The organism is Streptomyces sp. P9-2 (assembly GCF_051903975.1).
GTDB classification, from domain to species: Bacteria; Actinomycetota; Actinomycetes; order Streptomycetales; family Streptomycetaceae; genus Streptomyces; species Streptomyces cellulosae.
Genome location: NZ_CP192633.1, coordinates 146,898 through 165,238 on the forward strand (window position 1 = coordinate 146,898; position 18,341 = coordinate 165,238).

Consider the following 18,341-nt stretch of genomic DNA (forward strand, 5'->3'; position numbering starts at 1 on the left):
TCGTCTGCCACTGGCCCTGGACCGGCCAGATCGCTACGGCTGTCGAACGGCTCGCGCTCCTGCCCAACCCTGGCAACTAGTAACTGTCCACTGGCCCGACGACGACATCACTTGCCCCGGACAGTGGAACCTGGCGCCCACCCGACCCGACAGCCGGGGCGCCGGCCTGCCCACCATTAGCTCCGGAAGGCACGAGGGCCCACCGACTTCATCGGCAGACCCTCGCGAAAGATCTAGGCTAGTCACTTCTGTGGGAGGTCACAGCGTCCAGGGGACGAGGAGGTGGCAGTCCAGGATCTTGCGGGCTTCCTTCCGCCGGGAGCAGCCGGGGTGGAGCAGGGCGACGCTGACGACGACGTATACGGTGATCCAGATGTAGAGGGCCGTGATCAGTGCCCAGGGCAGGGGGCCGGTTGTAGGGAGGAGGTCGGTGAAGGTGTTCAACATGGGTTCTCCTGGTTCGTTGCCGGGCCGTGTAGTCCGGCGGTTCCCCAAGAGCACCATGTGCGGTGCACCTGGCCTTGGTGAAGGTGGGGGGTCTCTATATTTCCCAAAGCCACGTCCTCTTGTGGCGGGAGTGGGTAGGTTCGCGCCATGTCTTCTACGAGTGGTCCGGTATCCGCTGATCAGCAGCTCATCGACCACGCGCGCCACCACGGCTACGGGGTGTCGGTGAAGCAGCTCGCGTCCTGGCGGCGGGCGGGTTTGCTGCCAAGGCACGCGTTGCGGGCACTGGGCCGGGGGCGCGGGAGTGCATCGGTTCCGGTTGACGAGGCATTCGGCTTGGTCGTGGCGCTCGCCCGGTTGGCCCGGCGTGGTGCTCGGCCGTTTCATCTGGCACTGACCTTGTTCGGCGAAGGACATCCGGTGCCGGAGCATGCAGTACGGGGAGCCTTCGGGCAAGCCGTCCGGGGTCTGGGTACCGGTCTCGGTGAGAAGGGCCCGATAGCCCGGGAGGACGAGGGGGAGTGGGCGGAGCGTGTCGCCGACGAGGTGGTCGCCTCCGGTCAGCGGGTCCGGCTCGTTCCCACCCGGGCCCGTCGGATCGATGAGGGGATCATCCGGTGCATGCGTAACCGGGGTGTGGTGTGGCCTCCGCCGGAGCTGGCTGAGCTGGACCGGAACCCAGAGCCTCCGAATCTGTCCGACGGGGAGGTTACGGCTGCGGCAGTGACCACGGTGCTGCGCGGTGGGGCCGTCATCACGCCCCAGGGAATCGGTGATGTGCTGCGAGCGATGCAGCCTGCGGGGTGGTCTAACCCATGGGCGTCTATGGCTGAATACACAGTCTCGGACGTCCCGAATCTTGCCGACGAGGTGTTTCCCCCCGAGGGCGGTATGAGCACCCTCCCCGACCGCCCTGTTCTCGACACCCTGCTGTGTCTGGCGGAGACAGCGACCCTGGACGATCTACGGGACGCTTGGGAGGCGAGCGGAGCGACCCAGGAATGGGCTCTGGACTTGTGCGTACGGGTCGAGGCGGAGATTGAGGCCAACTTGCTGGATGACGCGGCCTACGAATGGGTGATGGGCAGAACTCTTGCGCCGGGGCTGTTGCTGATGACCGATGTGAGTAGTCGCTACTGGTCCCCGGCGGACCAAGCGTCGATGTCCGTGGGTCTGTTGATGATGCGGCAGGCGCTCCGCGACCTCGACGAGAAGGTGCCTGGCTGCCAGTGGGAGCTGCTCGAATCCCCCGCCGTGATGCCGCCCCCGCTGCTGCCGTTCTTCCGGGCCAGTCTCGCCCGCTCCGGGTGAGACTAGCGGCCGCCTGAAGGAGATACGGGCCCAAGCACGTGAACGCGCCGGGGAACTACCGATCAGCTCATAGGCCATGGGATGGGTGGCCGGCGGGGCCGTCGTACTGAGTGACGATCCCGCTGTAATCCGCGGAGGCGTCGAACCAGGTTCCCTGCGGACCACCCCCCGGCACAGCATCGACCTGAACTGCGTAAGGGCGCACCGGGACCGCTGGCGAGCGTGACTGCAGTGGAGTACCGCAACCACAGCGGTCGACTCTGATGGTCGGCAGACCAGCGGGGCCCAGAAGCGGCCGCCATAAGCATCGCTGACTAGTCATCTACCAGTTCGAGGACTTCAAGCGACTACCTCGGCAAGTGCGCTGGTAACAGCTGCCGCAAGCATCAGTACGGCAAGGAAAGTGGAGGCAGCTCTCATGAGCGCGTTGGGATAGCTGGCGCCGTCCAAGCGTGCAAGCTTGCCCGCGACAGCAGCTGCGAGCACCGCCAGGACGACTACCAGTGTGGTGCTCAGCAGGACGATGACAAGATTGGTCACGACAACTTCCTTGCGTCTGAGGGTGTGTTGACGTGTCCAAAGTCGCCGAATAGGTGTGCGTCAGGGTGCGTCTGAACGAAGATGAACGTCGGCGAACACATGAGGGCGGGGCGGACCGTGGCTGGCGGAGAAGCGGAGCGCGAGGCAGCGCTAAACGAGTTGCGTGTCAGGCTGAACGAGGGGCTGACTCGTGCCCAGTTGACGAAGACGCAGCTTGCGGCACGAGCCAACCTGAGCCGCACCACAGTCTATGAGGCCTTGAAGGCAGGGGCTTCTGTCCCGTCAGCCGATACGGTCTTTGCACTGGCCCGTGTACTACGCCTCAAAGACGACGAACCGTTGAGGCTCCAGCGCACCGCATCTGGGGAAGCCAGCTCTCTTGCCGGGCCTCCCCAGGCTCCCGGCAGGCTGATAACTGACTGGGATCCGCACGACTTGGAGATCCATCCTGCTGGATTTACCTCGGGCAAGTGGGACTCCGGCGCCCGACCACGAGTGCTACCCCGCTACGTCCCGCGCGCTCACGACCGGGTGCTGGCAGACACAGTGCGAGAGGCCAGTGAAGGCCGCAGCCAAATGTTGATCCTGGTGGGCACGTCCTCGACAGGCAAAACAAGAGCATGCTGGGAAGCCGTCCAACCACTTGCTTCGAGCGAATGGCTGCTGTGGCATCCCTATGACCCCACGCGCGTTGAGGCTGCGCTATCCGACCTGGAGTGTGTGCGCCCCCACACGGTGGTGTGGTTGAACGAGGCACACCACTACCTCGGGGACCCTCGAGCTGGTGAGCAGGTCGCTGCGGCATTGCACAGCCTCCTTATGCATCCTGACCGTCAACCAACCCTTATCCTGGGCACCCTGTGGCCCGAGTACGCCGACCTTTACACGGCACTGCCCTCCCCGGGCGAGGCAGATCGACACAGCCGGGTGCGGGAGCTACTGGCCGGACGCACCGTTACTATCCCTGACACCTTCGACCACAGTGCGCTGCGCACAGCATTTGCTCTCGCTGATCAAGGCGACCAGCTGCTGGCCGACACTCTCACCCGGACTGGCGAGGATGGGAGGGTGACGCAAGACCTTGCTGGGGCTCCTGCACTCTTGGGTCGATACGAGCTCGCGTCACCTGCTGCCAGAGCCGTGTTGGAGGCCGCGATGGACGCTCGTCGGCTCGGCGTGGGCATCCGCCTTCCACAAGCCTTCCTCACCGAGGCTGCCACCGACTACCTCAGCAGCAAGGACTTCGACGAAGTCACCGAAGACTGGGCGGAAGCGGCCTATGCAGACCTGGCCCGCCCCGTACACGGTAAGCAGGCCCCACTCCGTCGCACGATGTTTCGTCCAAAGATACGCCGTCCCGGCAATGCGACCCCATCCACCGAATTGGGGGCAAATACCGGACCGTTCTTTCAGCTTGCTGATTATCTCGAGCAGCACGGCCGACGCCATCGCACGCGCTTGTGTCCGCCCTTGTCGTTTTGGGCCGCAGCCTACGAACACCTGACCCAACCCAGTGACCTGAGGAACCTCGCCTCGGCTGCCCAGAATCGGCACCGCCTCGAATGGGCGTACGGCCTCCTCAAGCGGGCCGCGGACGCTGGCCACTCCGAGGCCTTGATCGACTTAGCCCGCATCCGGCAGAGGGACGGGGATCGAGAAGGCGCCGAGGCCCTTCTTCGCCGGGCTGCGGGCGCTGGCCACGTCACCGCCCTGTTCAGTCTGGGACAGATGTGTGAGGCGGTTGGCGACTGGGAGAGCGCCGAAGGCTTCTACCAACAAGCCGCCGACAACGGCAGCGCCAATGCTCTGATGGTCCTGGTACGTAAGCGGGAAGCGGCCGGGGACCAGGAAGCCGCCGAGGCCCTGCTCCGAGATGCAACGGGCGCAGGACGTATCAAGCCTCCATTGAATCTGGCGAAGCAGCGAGACCGCGACCGGGAAGACGCTCAAGTGTCGATTCAACAAGCCCCGAACGCGGGACTCGTCAAGCCTCCAGTGAGTCTGGCGAAGCAGCGAGATAGGAACCGGGGAGGCGCCCAGGAACTAATTCAACACGCGACGGACGCCGGCCACACCAGCGCCCTGATCGACCTAGCGCGCATGCGAGAGGCGGCCGGAAACCGGGCAGCCGCCGAAACGCTGCTCCACCAAGCGACGGACGCCAGCCACACCAGCGCCCTGATCGACCTAGCACGAATCCAGGAGAAGTACGGGGACCTGCAAGCCGCCGAAACCCTCCTTCAACGTGCAGTCAATGCCGGCCACACCAGCGCCCTGATCGACCTAGCGCGCATGCGAGAGGCGGCCGGAAACCGGGCAGCCGCCGAAACGCTGCTCCGCCAAGCGACGGACGCCGGCCACACCAGCGCCCTGATCGACCTAGCACGAATCCAGGAGAAGTACGGGGACCTGCAAGCCGCCGAAACCCTCCTTCAACGTGCAGTCAATGCCGGCCACACAAGGTCCTTGGTCATTCTGATGCAAATGCGGGAAGAGGATGGCGACCGGGAGGGCGCCGATTCCTTCTATCAGCTGGCAGCCGATGCGGGTCACACAAACGCCTTGCCCATCCTGATGCAAATGCGTGAGAAGAGTGGGGACATGGCGGCCGCCAGAACCTTGCTCATCGATGCGGCTAGAAAAGGTCACACGAATGCGATGGTCAAGCTGGCGCGGAGGCTGGAGAAGGAAGGGGATGTGGAGGGCGCCGAATCTCTGCTCCGTCATACTGCCGATCTCGGCGATGCCCGGCAGTTCTCCCGAAGTGGTCGTTGGCCGTACGGACTCGATCCGGATGGAACGCCAACCCCTCCGTGGTCAAGGACAACCTTGGCTCCTACGGATGACTCTGCGTGAGAGTTGCCCCTTATAGGACTGCAAGTCCATCCAAGCGAATGGGGACGCGCGGACTCGGTCCAGGTGGTGGTCAAGTGTCCGTGGACCATTTATGGACGGATGGCAGCCTTCCGCATCCCTCCGCTGCTTTCACCAGCAACGATGTTTGCAGATCACGGGCCCTCCGGAGCCGTGTGCGCAGGTTCGGAGAACAGCGACAGGTCGAGACCTTGCTGGCCGACACGGCGGAGAAGTTACGGGACAGGCGAAAGTCACGCGCGATCGTGCTGGGGATCCCTACTCTCGCCCGTATCCGTCAACGCGACGTCGCGGTCAGGGCGGCCAGCCTCACCGAAGCCGTCACCATGCTCAGACCACCCCCGCTGGGGCGAAGGCATGAGCATCGCCTTCGGAGCCTCCCGCGAGTTGCGCCCCCTGGCGTAGGAGAGCGAAGGAGACACCGGTGGCAGCCGACTCCCTGGACCGCGCCAAGCAGGCGGTACGTACGCAGGCCTGGGACGCCCTGACCACTGCGAACGCCGTTCACGACGCATCCGTGCACGGCCGCATCCCCCACTTCAAGGGTTCCGATGAAGCTGCGGCCCGACTTGCAGCACACCCGGTGTGGCAGCGCGCGAGCATCGTCAAGGCAGTACCGGACAAGGCCCAGTCGCCAGTGCGCGCGCGGGCTTTGGAGGAAGGCAAAACCGTCTGCATGGCAGTCCCGAAGCTGGCCTCCGAAAAGCCCTTCTACCTCCTCGACCCGGCTGCCCTCACCGTCCCGCCCGCCGAGGCCGCGGCCAGCCGCACCGCTGCCGCCATCGCCCCCACCGTCGAGGTCGACGCCCTCCGCCCGCTGGACCTGATCATCCTCGGCAGCGTCGCCGTCAACCGCGACGGCGCCCGTATCGGCAAGGGCGCCGGCTACTCCGACATCGAGTTCGCCTTGCTCACCGAGGCCGGCCTGGTGACATCGGAGACGGTCGTCGTCACCACCGTCCACTCTCTCCAGGTGACCGAGACTCCGATCCCCACCACCAGGCATGACGTCGGCGTTGACCTGATCGTGACTCCTGAGGAGACCATCGCCTGCGCGAACCCTCACCGGCCGTCAGGGGTCGACTGGTCGGCCCTCACAGCGGAAAAGATCGCCGCGATTCCAGCGCTTATGGCTCGGCAGGTGTCCTGAGGACTCCTCGCGTAGGATCCCCGGCCCCGGCTGTAGGGCGGTGCACTTCAACCGACGTCACGCTTGCGTGCATTGAGCGTGCACAGAGTGCGGTGGTAGGCGATGTGCTCCTCGTCCATCGGGTGTCTGGGGTCGCGGCGGAGCGGGCGGGAGTCTCTGCCGCCTCTCGTTCCCCTGACCATGCCGTCGAAGTCGACGTAGATTTCCAAGCCGTCGAAGAGGACGTGACAGTTCGGGCACAGGCACAGGAGGTTCTGGAGCTCGTCGGGGCCGTAGTGGGGATTGCCCAGGCCCCTTATGTGCGCGGCCTCGCTGTACGGGCGGTTCAGGTAGCGGAGGGTGGTGTCGCAGATCTGGCACCGGTTGTCCTCCAGCTCCTTGACCTTCCTGGCCAGGGCTTCGTCCCGGACGATGACGGAGCGGGTGGCCTCGCGGCGCGGGGCGGGGCCGGTCGTCCGCCCGTACTCCTCCATGGTGGTACCGCTGGCCTCCTCCCCTGAGGAACTCAGCAAATCACCGGCTGTCATATATCCGGACAGACCTATTCGTGCGAAGAGCGTCCGACGCTCGGTGCTTTCGAGATACGTCTCGCAGATCGTGGCGATGGCCTGTAGGCGAGTCACCGGGTCTCGGAGGAGATCTGCGGTCTCGGCCGTGAAGCCGGCCTTCGGTTGCAGCTCGTTGAAGGTGCGCGCGTTCGGCGTCTTCTCGGCGAGCTCGCTCGGTATGCCTCGGACCTCCCACAATCCGCTGCCTTGGAGATACCAGAACGGATACTCCGGTGTGGCCCTCGCATGGCGAAGGCCGAACTCTACGAGGAGTGGGCCGACCTCGTCCCTGAACGTGGGCCACGAGGTCAGGCGAGGCAGTTCGTCGGCTGTACGGGCGATCGCCCACAGGAGGCTCAACGGTTGGTGGCGGCTGGGAGCCGGGCTTCCCGGGCCACGGGAGACCTTGAGTTTCCGTAGACGTGCCAGGAGAGCGGCGCGGTTGGGGGACGGCTCCCCGGTTTCCACCACGAAGCCGAGCTCGCGCAGGCATCGTGCCACTGTGGCCGCACCGCCGCTGAAGTCCCGCGCCTTCAGGAAGTCACCCGTGGCATACCCATGGGCGACGCCCGCGATGGCCTTCGAGTCGTAGCGGGACCCGTCCAACACCAACTCGTACGACCTGGCTCGCCCGAAGCCGTACGTCCGAAGAAACGCATCCCGGCCCAGGCGGCGGAACTCCTCGGTCGCCGCGATGATGTGGTCGTACCTGATGTCGTCAAGTCCCATGAGGCGCAGGCTAGTCGGACAGTAGTACTAAGGCCTGTCGTGTCAGGTGCGTGCGCTTGGATGGGTGGGTGAACGTTCATGACGTGGCTCGATGCCTGCCTGCGGTAGCAGTCCTCCGGGAGCACTGTCGTTCCTTGGCCATCCTGGACGCCGTCCTGAGTCCTGAGTGGGAGAGTCGCCGCCACTCCTTCGACGCTCGTTGGTCCGAGACGGAGTCCATGGCCTCCATGCGGAACGGGTCAGGGGACGAATACTCGATCGTCTTCTCGGACGCCGGCGCCTACGTACGAGGGTTCGATCACGAGTCGCCTATGAGCCCCTACGCCGGGGACGGGCCATGGCCCGGTGTGCTCGACGAGGTTCCTGAGGTCTTTCGGGCCTGCGTCGAGGAGCCGGCGTTCTGTGACGAGGACGGGATGCCTCTCGTTACCGCCTGTATGTGGCGACGGGCGGGTGACGATCGTTGGCAGGCGGGCAGCATCGAATTCCCCGAGGACGCGACCGAGGGTCCGGACGGTGCTGGGCACCTCTTCCACTTGTTGGTGGATCGGTCCCCGGAAGCCTTTCAGCGGTGGGCCGAGGACTACTACGAAGTCCCGGTTGACCTGGCGGCCGTTCGTCACGTCTTCTCCTCCCGCCCGCTGACCGAAGAGGTCGTCCGCTCGTTGAACTCGGACATCGGCATGGCCGATCTTTCGCGCGACCTCGCGGAGATCGGGTATCCGACGCGCTGAGGCTTCGCAGCAGTTGAGTGGGGCGGTCGGCCTGACGGTGCCGTGAGGGCTCCGCGTCAGGCCGATTTTGTCCGTCGCTGCGAATCGTCAGCCGCCTTGGCGGTACGCGAGGCCCGCTACCACCGATGTGCCCCGGGTGGGGCGGGGGCGGACGGTCCAGGCGGTGGCGATGTGGTCGACGAGGAGCAGGCCGCGGCCGTTTTCCGCTTCCGCGCCCGGGTGTGCCAGCGCCGGCTTGCCCATACCCGGGTCGGAGACGGCTAGCCAGTAGTGGCCGTCCGCCGGCCACAGGACGAGTTCGATCAGGTCATCGTCCCTGCCGTCCGCTCCGTGGCGGATCGCGTTCGTGACCAGTTCGGAGGTCAGGAGCCCGAGGTCGTCGCCCAGGTTCGGGCGGAGTGCGGGTGGTAGGGATTCCGTCACTGCATGGCGGGCCCGTCGTACGGACTTGGGGTGGGCGGGGAGATGCCAGTGGAGGGGTACCAGGGGGATCTTGGGCACGGCGAACTCCGTTCGGGTGTGGAGGGGTTGGGATCGCCGGTGGCCTGCCGCCCTGGTCGCGGACACACCCGTCCCAGGGCAGGCGGGCGTGCTCGCGCGGTGCACTTCCGGCATCGCGTTGTGTAACTTGCGCAATACTGACGGTAGAGCAGCAGGGGTCATATTTGCCATGCGGTCCGGAACAATGGCCTCGATGTGGTGCAACTGTGCTTATAGGACTGATCCGGACGCCACTCCGTACGGAAGGAAACGTCATGCCCCCGAGGACGGTTCTCACACAGCGTCAGAAGCGTCTGGGCAGTGAACTGCGCAGGATGCGCACCGCGGCCGGCATGTCCGCGGAGTACGCCGCCGGGCTCCTGGGTGTCGACCGGAGCCGCATCTCCAACATGGAGTCCGGACAGCGCGGCATCAACGCCGAACGGCTGCGCAAGCTGGCCTGCAACTGTGACTGCACCGACGAGACGTACGTCGAGGCCCTCGTCGAGATGGCGGAGCCGAGTCAGGCGGGATGGTGGGAGCGTTATCGGGGCAGCCTGCCTCAGGGTTTACTGGACATCTCGGAGACCGAGGCGTACGCGGTACGCCTGCGGGGTGCGAACACCGTCCATGTGCCCGGGCTGTTGCAGACGCCTGAGCACGCGATGGCCATCTTCCGCGCCGTCGTGCCGCAGCTTCCCGAGCATGAGGTCGCTCTCCGGCTGGCCCACCGTACGGAGCGCCAGAGCGTGATCACCCGCGACGATCCGGTCCCGTATGTGGCCGTCATCCATGAAGCGGCGCTTCGGATGCAGTTCGGTGGGCGGGACGTTGCCCGAGGACAGTTGAAGTACCTGCTGGAAGTGTCGGAATGGGATCACGTCACCGTGCTTGTGATTCCCTTCGACCACGGCGCCTTCCCTGGGGCGGGACAGACCGTCGTCTACGCCGAAGGGCCTGTGCGGCAGCTCGATACCGTGCAGATCGACAACTCCCACGGGCCGGATTTCCTGTACGCGGAGGGCCAGCTCGCGAAATACCGTGCCCAGCTGGACCTGTTGGAAGGTCTGGCACTGTCACCGGAACGGTCACGCGACTTCATCCGCGAGATCGCTCATCACCTATGAGGAGTGACCACATGGCTGACATCACCTGGGAAGCCCCGTTCTGCGGGGAGGGCAGCTCCTGCTTCCGCCTCGGTACCGATGCCGACGGCAACGGGTACATAGCCGTCGTCGGTCAGGAGGAGCGCCCCCTCACCGACTCCATCGAGGCCCTGCGCACCCTCATCACCGACATCAAGGCCGGGAAGGCCGACCACCTGTTGTAGGCCATCGTTCAGCGGGCCGCCCGTTCCCGGTCCCGCGGCCTGGCCGTGGCCGGCCTCCCGCGGGGTCACACACGCATCTCCCTGAGCAGGCCGCCGTCCTCGTCGTACAGCTCCAGCGTGTACGTCCCCGCGCCGCAGCGCGTGAGGACGGTGGCCAGGTCGTCGAAGCGGGACGGGTCGACAACTCCGTTCAGGAGGACGTCCGGGCCCTCGGCGGGCTCGAGTTCCACCTCGCACCACGTCGTGCCCACCTCGTGGCCGTGCCAGGAGGATGAGCTCACCCTCCAACCGAGCCGTTCGAAGCGCGCCGCCACGGGGCCGGCGTCCCTGTGGCCGTGCAGGATGCCACAAACGTTGTTGGGCAGGTTCGTCAGCTCGCAGGTGAGGTCGCCGTAATCGTCAGGCATCCTCACTCCTCTCCCTCCCCCGTCCCGCGCCCCTCAGCCCCTCTGCCGCCGGTTCGGCAGCGTGAACCTTGGCGCATTCCTGGACGTGGTTCTGATTGGCCGAGAGGGCTTCATCATGCCCTCCCCTGCCGCAACCCCGCCCCCATCTCTCCATCAACCGCGCCCCTTGGGACCCTTGACGCACCCACTCCATCGTTCATGTATGTAAATACTGTTCATTCTATTGATTCGACACGACCTCTCTGCATAGAGTCCCGCCACCTCGCCCGTACGGATGGACGGAGCCTCCCGTGTCGAAGCAACTCCGCAAGCCAGTACGAACGCGGCGGCTCGGAGCTGTCGGCGCCCTCGTCGTCGCAGCCGTCGTGACCGCCGCCGGGTGTTCCTCCGGGTCGTCGGGGGCGGAGCAGGACGAGTCGCAGCCGTTGGAGGTGTGGATCCGGCAGGACGCCGGGAGTCCGGCCGCGGAGTCCGCCGAGGCGCTCACCAAGGCGTTCTCCGAGAAGAGCGGCATCAAGGCGAAGCTCGTCGCCGTCGGCGTCAACGACTTCGAGACCAAGCTCCAGCAGCGCACCGCGCAGAAGGACCTCCCCGACATCGTCATCAACGACACCGGCCAGCTCGGCAATCTGGTGACCCAGGGGCTCGTGCGCGAGGTGGACCGGGAGGGCGTCGCCGGGAGCGGGGACATCGCCGACCGCGCCTGGGAGGCCGCTCAGGGGTACGACGGGAAGTACTACGGCGTGCCCTTCAATTCGCAAGCCTTCGCCTTGCTCATACGCAAGGACTGGCGGGAGAAGGTCAACGCCCAGCTGCCCTCCTCCTGGGACGAACTCATCCAGCTCGCAACCCAGTTCACCAACAACGACCCCGACGGCAACGGCAAGAACGACACCGCCGGCATGGTCGTGCCCGGCAGCACCACCCGCGGCTATCTGACCTGGTGGTTCTCCACCATGCTCTGGTCCGAGGGCGGCGAATTCGTCAAGAAGCAGGGCGACGGGTACGCCGCCGCCGTCGACGATCCCGCCTCCGTCAAGGCCGTCGAGAAGCTGCAGGCCATGTTCTGCGACTCCAAGGTCGTGCAGCCCGGCGCCAGCACCGCCGACTCCGCCACCACCCACACCGTCTTCGAGAGCGGCAAGGGCGGCATATACCTCACCGGGCCCTACATGCTGCCCCGCTTCGACGGGTCGCTCGGCAAGGACAAGTACGAGGTCGTCGCCGCCCCGCCCGGCGCCGGCGGCAAGGCGGCCGCACTCGCCGAGGGGGAGAACGTCTATCTGATGGCCGGGTCCGGCAACGAGAAGGGGCAGCAGGCGTTCGCCGAGTTCGCCGCTTCCCCCTCCGGGCAGAAGATCGGCCTCGGGCTCGACAACGGCGGCATCATCGTCCGGCTGCCGGTGAACACCACCGTGGACGGCGCCGCCGAGCGCAAGGACCCCCGCTGGGACGTCTTCCAGAAGGTGTACGACGAGCATGGCCGCAACGCGCCCGCCCTGCCCAACTGGGCGACCGTCCGGCAGATCTCGGCCGAGGGGCTGAACGGCGTGGTCTCCGAGTGCTCCCGTGACGTAGCCGGCGCGATGGGCGAGCTCGCCGACGAGATCGACGCCGAGCTCGAGAAGCAGGGGGCCACGGGCTGATGGCGGTGACCGAGGCGCGGGCGGCGTCGCGGAAGGCGCAGGCGCGGCGCCCGGCCCGTCCGGCGGCCCCGGTGCGGTCGCGGCTGCGGCGGGGCGCGACGCCGTGGTTGTTCCTCGCGCCGGCGCTGCTGCTCTTCCTGTACTTCAAATTCATCCCCATGGCGCAGGCCGTGCGGATGAGCTTCCAGGAGGTGCGGCCGTTCCTCGGCAACACCTATGTCGGGGGCGATAACTACGCGGAGATCGCCGGGAGTTCCGACTTCGGTGCCGCCGTATGGCACACGGTGGTCCTGGCGGTGGCGACGACGGCCGGGTCGATCCTGCTGGGGCTCGCGCTGGCGCTGCTGCTGGAGGGGCAGACCCGCTCGCTGTGGTTCATCCGGTCGGCGATCTTCCTGCCGGTCGTCACGGCCATGGCGGTGGTCGCCGAGGTGTGGCGGGTCATGTACTACCCGGCCGAGGGCGGCGCGCTGAACTCCGTGCTCGGCGTGCTCGGCCTGGGGCCCAGCGAGTTCCTCAACTCCCCCGACAGTTCCCTCGCCTCCATCGCCTTCGTCGGCATCTGGCGCGGCGCCCCGTACGACATGATGATCTTCCTCGCCGGGCTGGCCGGGGTGGACCGGGTGCTCTACGAGGCGTCCGCCGTCGACGGCGCCTCGCGGTGGCGGCGGATCTGGCATGTCACCCTGCCGGGACTGCGGCCCGTGTTCGCCATTCTGCTCACGCTCGCGGCGATCCGCGGCCTGCGCATCTTCACCGAGGTGTTCCTGCTGACCAACGGCGGGCCCGACGGCTCCACCGAGGTGCTGTTGACATTGACGTACAAACTCGGCCTCGAACGCAACGAGTTGGGTGTCGCCGCGGCCGGGACCGTGCTGCTGTTCCTGGTGCTGCTGGTGCTGACCGTGGCCTCGCGGCTGCGCCGGAGGGAGGTCCGATGAGGAACGAGACGGCGCTCGGACTGGCGGAGGCGCGCGGGCCGTGGGCGCGTGTGCTGCGGTTCGTGCTGTACGCCGCCCTGTTCATGGTGTTCGCGGGGCCGCTGCTCGCGCTGATGGTCGGCGCGTTCACCCCGACCGTGGACCCCACCCAGTTCACCCTGTGGCCCGACCGGCTGTCCCTGGACAACCTGGAGCGCGCGGTCGACCGCAACGTACTCGACTACCTGCTCAACTCCTTCCTCGTCGTGGGCGGCGGGCTGGCGCTCCAGGTGCTGGTCAGCGTGTTCGCCGGGTACGCCCTCGCCCGCAAGCGGTTCCGGGGGTCAGCGGTGGTGCTGGTGCTGATCCTGGCGACGATGATGCTGCCCGAGGAGGTCCTCGCCGTCCCGCTGTCGGTGCTGCTCGCGGACCTGCCGCTGATCCACGTCAGCCTGGTCGGCTCGCTCGTCGGCATGATCGTGCCGGTCGCAGCCTGGGGGTTCTCCATCCTGGTGATGACCGAGTTCATGAAGGAGATCCCGAAGGAGCTGGAGGAGTCGGCGCGGCTGGACGGCGCGGGCGAGTTCCGGGTGTTCTGGCAGGTCGTGCTGCCGCTGTGCCGGCCCGCGCTGGGTGTCATCGGCATCTTCGGCTTCACGATGATCTGGGACCAGTACATGCTGCCGCTGCTGGTCGCCACCGACCCCGCCCAGTACACCCTCCCGCTCGCCCTGCGGTCCCTGCGCTCCGACGACCAGGTGGGCATCGGTGTGCTGCTGGTGGGCGCGTTCCTCGCGATGCTGCCGTCGGTGCTGGCGTTCCTCGCGCTGCAGCGGTCCTTCATCCGGGGGCTCACCTCCGGTGCCGTGAAGGGCTAGCGACCACGGCATCCCCTCCTCACGGGGGACGGCGGACGCCCTGTCCCCCGTCGGAGCTACGCGCGGGTGTCCTCTCGCTGGTGACGCTTCCCGTGCCGCGTCTCCGTAGCGTCTGGGGGGTCGGAGCGGCGGTCCGTTCGCCGCCGCGTTTCCCCTGGTCGAGGAGTGAAGTCGTGCGCGTGGTCTGGCAGTTGCTGGCCGTGGTGGTGGTGTCCCTGGTCGGGGGACAGAGCGTGGCCGCGGTCCAGGACAATCCGTGGGCCACGCTCGGCCTGGGCCTGGTGACGGCGGTGCTGTCCGTGTACGTCTACGCCTGGGTGGTGGGGCGGACGGAGAAGCGCCCGGTCGCGGAGGTGGGCCGGCAGGGCGCCGTCGGCGCGGTCGTCCGGGGTGTGGTGCTCGGGACGCTGGTGTTCGCGTCCGTCGTCGCGAACATCGCCTTCCTCGGGCACTACGAGGTGGACGGCTGGGGGTCGTACACCGGCGCGGTGGGGCTCGCCGGGTTCATGGCGGGCGCCTCCGTCACGGAGGAACTCCTGTTCCGCGGCGTATTGTTCAGGACCATGGAGGAGCGGTTCGGTACGTGGGGGGCGCTGATCCCGACCAGTGTGCTGTTCGGCACGTGGCATCTGCTGAACCCGGACGCGAGCCTGTGGGGCGCCGCCGTGATCGCGCTGTCGGCGGGCCCGATGCTGGCCGCCGCGTACGTCGCGACCCGCAGCCTGTGGCTGCCGATCGGCCTGCACTTCGGGTGGAACTTCGCCGCGTCCGGCATCTTCAGCACCGAGGTCTCCGGCAACGACACCCAGCAGGGTCTGCTGGACGCGTCCACCTCCGGTCCGACGCTGATCAGTGGCGGTGAGTTCGGTCCCGAGGCCAGCCTGTACACGCTGGTGTTCTGGGCGCTGGTGACCGTCGGCCTCCTGTGGCTGGCCCGTCGGCGCGGTCAGATGATGCTCCGCCGTTCGAAGCGGGCCGACACGGTCGCGCTCGTCCCGTGAACCGTCTGCACGGGCTGCGGCAGGTCTGGGGGCGACTGCACGTCACGGCCCGGGACCTGCCGTTCGCCGTGCTGCTGTGCTGTCTGGCGTTCGTGCCGAGCCTTCGTGGCAGCGGCACGGACCTCGGCGCGATGGCGGAGCGCCCGTACGACACCCTGGCCGTCGCCGCCATCGGCCTGCAGTCCCTCGCGCTCGCGCTGCGGCGGCAGTGGCCGGCCGTCTGCCTGTCCCTGGTGGCGGCCGGTTTCGTGCTGGACCAGCTGCGCGGCTACCACACGGTCGCGGGTACGGCGCTGCCACTGGCGCTGCTGAGCACGGGCGCGCATCTGGAACGGTACCGGCGCACCACCGTCGCCGTGGGCTCCCTCGCCTACGTGCTGTTCGTCGCCGAGCTGGTGCGGCGCGGTACGGAGGAGCCGCCGGCCGAGCTGGTGTCGTTCTACGTGGCGCTGTGTCTGCTGTGGGGCGGCGGGGCGTGGCTGCGCTCGACACGGATCGCCGAGGCGGAGCGGCGTCACCAGGTGGCGGAGCAGACGCGGGCGGCCGAACGGGCGCGGATCGCACGCGAGTTGCACGACGTGGTGACCCACCATGTGACCGCGATGGTGGTGCAGGCGGAGGCCGCGCGCTATCTGAAGGCCGCGCCGGAACGGCTCGACGAGGCGCTGACCGCCGTCACCGACACCGGCCGGCGTGCCGTGGCCGACCTGCGGCACCTTCTCGACCTGCTCAATCCCGACCACGGCGAGAGCTCCCGGACCCCGCCGGTGGGCCGGCTGCTGACACTGGTGGAGCAGACGCGCCGGGCCGGGCAGCCGGTGGAGTTCACCGAGCAGGGCACCCCGGCCGCGTCGACCGGAAGTGCGGACCTGGTGGCGTACCGGGTGGTGCAGGAGGCCCTCACCAACGCCCTCAAGTACGCTCACGGACAAGCTACTTCGGTTCTGGTGCAGCACAGCGAGAGGGACATCACGGTGGAGGTCGGCACGGACGGTCCCGGAACGCGTCCCGCGGCCTCGCCGGGCGGCAGCGGGCGGGGGCTGGCCGGTCTCCGGGAGCGGGTGGACGTCCTCGGCGGCGAGTTCGAGGCGGGGCCGCGTCCCGGCGGCGGGTTCGCCGTGCGGGCGCGGATACCCACCGGGAGCCGGTCGTGAGCAGCGGGCCGATACGGGTGGTGGTCTGCGACGACCAGACCCTCGTCCGCACCGGACTGGTGACGATCATCGACGCCCAGCCCGACATGGAGGTCGCCGGCGAGTGCGGGGACGGGCGCGCCGCCGTCGACCTCGCGGAGAAGGCACGGCCGGACGTCGTGGTGATGGACGTGCGGATGCCGGTGCTCGACGGCATCGAGGCGACCCGGCTGCTGGCCGGCTCCGGGGTCCAGGACCCCGTGAAGGTGCTCGTGGTGACGACGTTCAACCTCGACGAGTACGTCTACGAGGCGCTGCGCGCGGGCGCGAGCGGGTTCCTCCTCAAGGACGCGCCGCCGGACCGGCTGCTGCACGGTATCCGGACGGTGGCCACGGGCGCGGCGCTGCTCGACCCGGAGGTGACCCGGCAGCTCGTGGGCCGGTACGCGTCCCGGATCCGGCCCTCCGAGGACGGAGGCGACCGGGAGATCCCGCTGACCCGGCGCGAGCTGGAGGTGCTGCGGCTCATCGCGGACGGGCTGTCCAACAGCGAGATCGCGGCGGCGCTGGTGATCAGCCAGGAGACGGTCAAGACGTTCGTGTCCCGCATCCTCTCCAAGCTGCACCTGCGGGACCGGGTGCAGGCGGTCGTCTACGCGTACCGGCGCGGACTGGTCAACTGACCCCTGCCCGAACGGACTTCACCGTTCGGCCAGCTCGATCTGATCACCGTCACGCAACCGGTCGTGCAGCCACTCCGCGTCCCGCGCGCTGAGACCGACCCAGCCGGTGGTGCCGGACAGGGAGCGCAACACCTTGGCGTCGAAGGAGAGGGCGCCCGCGTAGACGGGTTCGCCGCCGGGGGCGCGCAGTTCGACCAGGTAGGGCACCTTGACCTCACGGGTCTCGGTCCTGCTCTTCAACGGCAGCATGGCACCGGAAGTCCTGGCCACCACGGTGAGCCGGGTACCGGGCGGGAAGCGGCCGGCTGCGCGCAGGTCGACCTTCAGCACGCGGTCGGCAAGGGTGAGGGTGCGCAGGTCGACGTCGAGCCGGCCGGAGGGGCGAGGCGCGTGGGCCGAGGGGGATGCGCTGGCGGTCCGAACGGGCGTGGGCGAGGTGGCCGGGGTGGCGCCGGGGCGGTGCCGTTTCCCGGCGGCGGGGTCGGTGTGCAGAGCGAAGGTGACCACGGTGACCGCGCAGGCGGCCGTTGCCATGGTGCCGAGCGCGAGGGTGGCCCTGCGGCGGCGTGAACGGCGGTTGGCACGGGCCCGGACCTCGCGGGCAGGCAGGGGCGGCGGAGTCTCATGGAACGCGGCCAACTCACGCAGGGCCCCGCCGATTTCATCCGACACGGCCGCCCTCCTCCCAGGCCGGCTCCTCGGCCTCGTCCACCGCCAGATGCCGGGCCAGTGCCGCCCGCCCTCGGGACAGGCGGGCCTTGACCGTGCCGACCGGCGCGCCGGTCTCGGAGGCTACCTGCTCGACACTGAGGTCGCACAGATGGTGCAGCACGACGGCCATCCGCTGAGACTCGGGGAGTTGACGCAGGGCTGCGACCAGGGCGGTGCGGTCGGGACCGGGCCCTGGCGTCGTCTGGGGCGGCGGAGAATGCCGCACCAGTTCCAGCCAGCGCCTGGCGCGCCGCCAGCGGCTCACGGCCAGACGCATGGCGACGGTACGCACCCAGGCCTCCGGCGCCTCGTCGGCCATCAGCCGGTGACGCCGGCCCCAAGCACGCACGAACGCCTCCTGCACCACGTCCTGCGCCTCACCGAGGTCCCCGGTGAAGGCGAAGAGCTGGCCGGTCAGGCGGGGGAACGCGGCCGCGTAGAAAGCGTCGAACTCGTTCTCGTCCATGCCCTCCACCGCAGTCTCTGATCACCTGCGCGGCCCGCGGACCGGCCCGGCGGGTCGCGTACGTCGGAACGCGCCCCCTGGGGAAGACGCCGGAACCGGCCCCGGGGATCAGTCGGACCCCCGCACCCATGGAGCCGGAGCCCGGCGGGTCGGCCGTACGGAACGTGACGCGCGCCTCGTTCCGCAGAGGCGGCGACGGCCGCGCACCCTGCCTCCGTGACGTTTTCCACAGTGCTTCTACGTTCCGGTAACTCTGCCTATCCGTAGGCGTCTTGGCGAATGTGTTCCGCGTCACGCGCCTGGCAGACCCGAACAAATCGGACACTAGCTGAAGTGGATCGTGGCCCGTTCGC

The 18,341-nt window shown here is 68.0% G+C and carries 19 protein-coding genes; 12 read left to right on the forward strand and 7 right to left on the reverse strand.

The window, feature by feature from the left end; genetic code table 11:
- Positions 1 to 258 precede the first annotated feature (258 nt).
- A complete protein-coding gene (locus ACQY0Z_RS00650) occupies positions 259 to 447 on the reverse strand; it encodes a hypothetical protein (protein WP_439811679.1) in 189 nt (62 codons plus the stop codon).
- A 147-nt stretch (positions 448 to 594) separates the two neighbouring features.
- Between ACQY0Z_RS00650 and ACQY0Z_RS00655 the strand changes: the two genes are divergently transcribed.
- A complete protein-coding gene (locus ACQY0Z_RS00655; protein ID WP_439811680.1) occupies positions 595 to 1,758 on the forward strand; it encodes a hypothetical protein in 1,164 nt (387 codons plus the stop codon).
- A 339-nt stretch (positions 1,759 to 2,097) separates the two neighbouring features.
- On the opposite strand, the gene ACQY0Z_RS00660 is transcribed toward ACQY0Z_RS00655, so the two are convergent.
- The gene (locus ACQY0Z_RS00660) at positions 2,098 to 2,298 is read right to left on the reverse strand and encodes a hypothetical protein (RefSeq protein WP_439811681.1); all 201 of its coding nucleotides are present in this window, start codon (positions 2,296 to 2,298) and stop codon (positions 2,098 to 2,100) included.
- A 1,155-nt stretch (positions 2,299 to 3,453) separates the two neighbouring features.
- Here ACQY0Z_RS00660 and ACQY0Z_RS00665 point away from each other — a divergent pair.
- Complete coding sequence (locus ACQY0Z_RS00665) at positions 3,454 to 5,154, forward strand: tetratricopeptide repeat protein (RefSeq protein WP_439811682.1); 1,701 nt, start codon at positions 3,454 to 3,456, stop codon at positions 5,152 to 5,154.
- Between the two features lie 442 nt (positions 5,155 to 5,596).
- Positions 5,597 to 6,322 carry a 5-formyltetrahydrofolate cyclo-ligase gene (locus ACQY0Z_RS00670; RefSeq protein ID WP_439811683.1) on the forward strand — a complete coding sequence of 242 codons (726 nt, stop codon included), beginning with the start codon at positions 5,597 to 5,599 and terminating at the stop codon, positions 6,320 to 6,322.
- Between the two features lie 47 nt (positions 6,323 to 6,369).
- Here the strand turns inward: ACQY0Z_RS00670 and ACQY0Z_RS00675 are convergent, their stop codons facing one another.
- A complete protein-coding gene (locus tag ACQY0Z_RS00675) occupies positions 6,370 to 7,599 on the reverse strand; it encodes an HNH endonuclease (protein ID WP_439811684.1) in 1,230 nt (409 codons plus the stop codon).
- 68 nt (positions 7,600 to 7,667) lie between these two features.
- On the opposite strand from ACQY0Z_RS00675, the gene ACQY0Z_RS00680 reads away from it, so the two are divergent.
- On the forward strand, positions 7,668 to 8,333 hold the full coding sequence (locus ACQY0Z_RS00680; protein WP_439811685.1) for a hypothetical protein: 666 nt from the start codon (positions 7,668 to 7,670) through the stop codon (positions 8,331 to 8,333).
- Positions 8,334 to 8,420: 87 nt separating this feature from the next.
- Here the strand turns inward: ACQY0Z_RS00680 and ACQY0Z_RS00685 are convergent, their stop codons facing one another.
- Positions 8,421 to 8,834 carry an ATP-binding protein gene (locus ACQY0Z_RS00685; protein WP_254587228.1) on the reverse strand — a complete coding sequence of 138 codons (414 nt, stop codon included), beginning with the start codon at positions 8,832 to 8,834 and terminating at the stop codon, positions 8,421 to 8,423.
- A 254-nt stretch (positions 8,835 to 9,088) separates the two neighbouring features.
- Between ACQY0Z_RS00685 and ACQY0Z_RS00690 the strand changes: the two genes are divergently transcribed.
- Both ACQY0Z_RS00690 and ACQY0Z_RS00695 read left to right on the forward strand, forming a co-directional pair.
- Positions 9,089 to 9,940, forward strand: a complete 852-nt coding sequence (locus tag ACQY0Z_RS00690; RefSeq protein WP_189904722.1) for a helix-turn-helix domain-containing protein — start codon at positions 9,089 to 9,091, stop codon at positions 9,938 to 9,940.
- Positions 9,941 to 9,951: 11 nt separating this feature from the next.
- Positions 9,952 to 10,143 carry a hypothetical protein gene (locus tag ACQY0Z_RS00695; RefSeq protein WP_058916952.1) on the forward strand — a complete coding sequence of 64 codons (192 nt, stop codon included), beginning with the start codon at positions 9,952 to 9,954 and terminating at the stop codon, positions 10,141 to 10,143.
- A 65-nt stretch (positions 10,144 to 10,208) separates the two neighbouring features.
- Here the strand turns inward: ACQY0Z_RS00695 and ACQY0Z_RS00700 are convergent, their stop codons facing one another.
- Positions 10,209 to 10,550, reverse strand: a complete 342-nt coding sequence (locus tag ACQY0Z_RS00700) for a hypothetical protein (protein WP_439811686.1) — start codon at positions 10,548 to 10,550, stop codon at positions 10,209 to 10,211.
- Positions 10,551 to 10,840: 290 nt separating this feature from the next.
- Here ACQY0Z_RS00700 and ACQY0Z_RS00705 point away from each other — a divergent pair, with 290 nt between their 5' ends.
- From ACQY0Z_RS00705 to ACQY0Z_RS00730, 6 genes are all read left to right on the forward strand, one after another.
- Positions 10,841 to 12,196: a sugar ABC transporter substrate-binding protein gene (locus tag ACQY0Z_RS00705; RefSeq protein WP_439811687.1), complete on the forward strand. Its 1,356-nt coding sequence runs from the start codon at positions 10,841 to 10,843 to the stop codon at positions 12,194 to 12,196.
- On the forward strand, positions 12,196 to 13,137 hold the full coding sequence (locus tag ACQY0Z_RS00710) for a carbohydrate ABC transporter permease (RefSeq protein ID WP_136238835.1): 942 nt from the start codon (positions 12,196 to 12,198) through the stop codon (positions 13,135 to 13,137). The genes ACQY0Z_RS00705 and ACQY0Z_RS00710 overlap by 1 nt, the downstream gene beginning before the upstream one ends.
- Entirely contained in the window at positions 13,134 to 13,994 is an 861-nt protein-coding gene (locus ACQY0Z_RS00715) for a carbohydrate ABC transporter permease (protein WP_254587223.1), read from the forward strand. The genes ACQY0Z_RS00710 and ACQY0Z_RS00715 overlap by 4 nt, the downstream gene beginning before the upstream one ends.
- 173 nt (positions 13,995 to 14,167) lie before the next feature.
- Positions 14,168 to 14,995 (forward strand): lysostaphin resistance A-like protein, encoded by an 828-nt coding sequence (locus tag ACQY0Z_RS00720; protein ID WP_439811688.1) that lies wholly within the window; start codon positions 14,168 to 14,170, stop codon positions 14,993 to 14,995.
- On the forward strand, positions 14,992 to 16,149 hold the full coding sequence (locus tag ACQY0Z_RS00725) for a sensor histidine kinase (RefSeq protein WP_439811689.1): 1,158 nt from the start codon (positions 14,992 to 14,994) through the stop codon (positions 16,147 to 16,149). The genes ACQY0Z_RS00720 and ACQY0Z_RS00725 overlap by 4 nt, the downstream gene beginning before the upstream one ends.
- Positions 16,146 to 16,811 (forward strand): response regulator, encoded by a 666-nt coding sequence (locus ACQY0Z_RS00730; RefSeq protein ID WP_439811690.1) that lies wholly within the window; start codon positions 16,146 to 16,148, stop codon positions 16,809 to 16,811. The genes ACQY0Z_RS00725 and ACQY0Z_RS00730 overlap by 4 nt, the downstream gene beginning before the upstream one ends.
- 18 nt (positions 16,812 to 16,829) lie before the next feature.
- Here ACQY0Z_RS00730 and ACQY0Z_RS00735 read toward each other — a convergent pair whose 3' ends face one another.
- Positions 16,830 to 17,483, reverse strand: a complete 654-nt coding sequence (locus ACQY0Z_RS00735) for a hypothetical protein (RefSeq protein ID WP_439811691.1) — start codon at positions 17,481 to 17,483, stop codon at positions 16,830 to 16,832.
- Positions 17,473 to 17,988 (reverse strand): SigE family RNA polymerase sigma factor, encoded by a 516-nt coding sequence (locus ACQY0Z_RS00740; RefSeq protein ID WP_381730750.1) that lies wholly within the window; start codon positions 17,986 to 17,988, stop codon positions 17,473 to 17,475. Before ACQY0Z_RS00740 ends, ACQY0Z_RS00735 begins: the two co-directional genes overlap by 11 nt.
- Positions 17,989 to 18,341: the final 353 nt, after the last annotated feature.

What these genes read in the sequence shown, in the direction of transcription:
- ACQY0Z_RS00650 (WP_439811679.1), bottom strand. Translation starts at nt 447, where the DNA reads ATGTTGAACACCTTCACCGACCTCCTCCCTACAACCGGCCCCCTGCCC.
- ACQY0Z_RS00655 (WP_439811680.1), top strand. Translation starts at nt 595, where the DNA reads ATGTCTTCTACGAGTGGTCCGGTATCCGCTGATCAGCAGCTCATCGAC.
- ACQY0Z_RS00665 (WP_439811682.1), top strand. Translation starts at nt 3,454, where the DNA reads ATGGACGCTCGTCGGCTCGGCGTGGGCATCCGCCTTCCACAAGCCTTC.
- ACQY0Z_RS00675 (WP_439811684.1), bottom strand. Translation starts at nt 7,599, where the DNA reads ATGGGACTTGACGACATCAGGTACGACCACATCATCGCGGCGACCGAG.
- ACQY0Z_RS00690 (WP_189904722.1), top strand. Translation starts at nt 9,089, where the DNA reads ATGCCCCCGAGGACGGTTCTCACACAGCGTCAGAAGCGTCTGGGCAGT.
- ACQY0Z_RS00695 (WP_058916952.1), top strand. Translation starts at nt 9,952, where the DNA reads ATGGCTGACATCACCTGGGAAGCCCCGTTCTGCGGGGAGGGCAGCTCC.
- ACQY0Z_RS00700 (WP_439811686.1), bottom strand. Translation starts at nt 10,550, where the DNA reads ATGCCTGACGATTACGGCGACCTCACCTGCGAGCTGACGAACCTGCCC.
- ACQY0Z_RS00710 (WP_136238835.1), top strand. Translation starts at nt 12,196, where the DNA reads ATGGCGGTGACCGAGGCGCGGGCGGCGTCGCGGAAGGCGCAGGCGCGG.
- ACQY0Z_RS00715 (WP_254587223.1), top strand. Translation starts at nt 13,134, where the DNA reads ATGAGGAACGAGACGGCGCTCGGACTGGCGGAGGCGCGCGGGCCGTGG.
- ACQY0Z_RS00740 (WP_381730750.1), bottom strand. Translation starts at nt 17,988, where the DNA reads ATGGACGAGAACGAGTTCGACGCTTTCTACGCGGCCGCGTTCCCCCGC.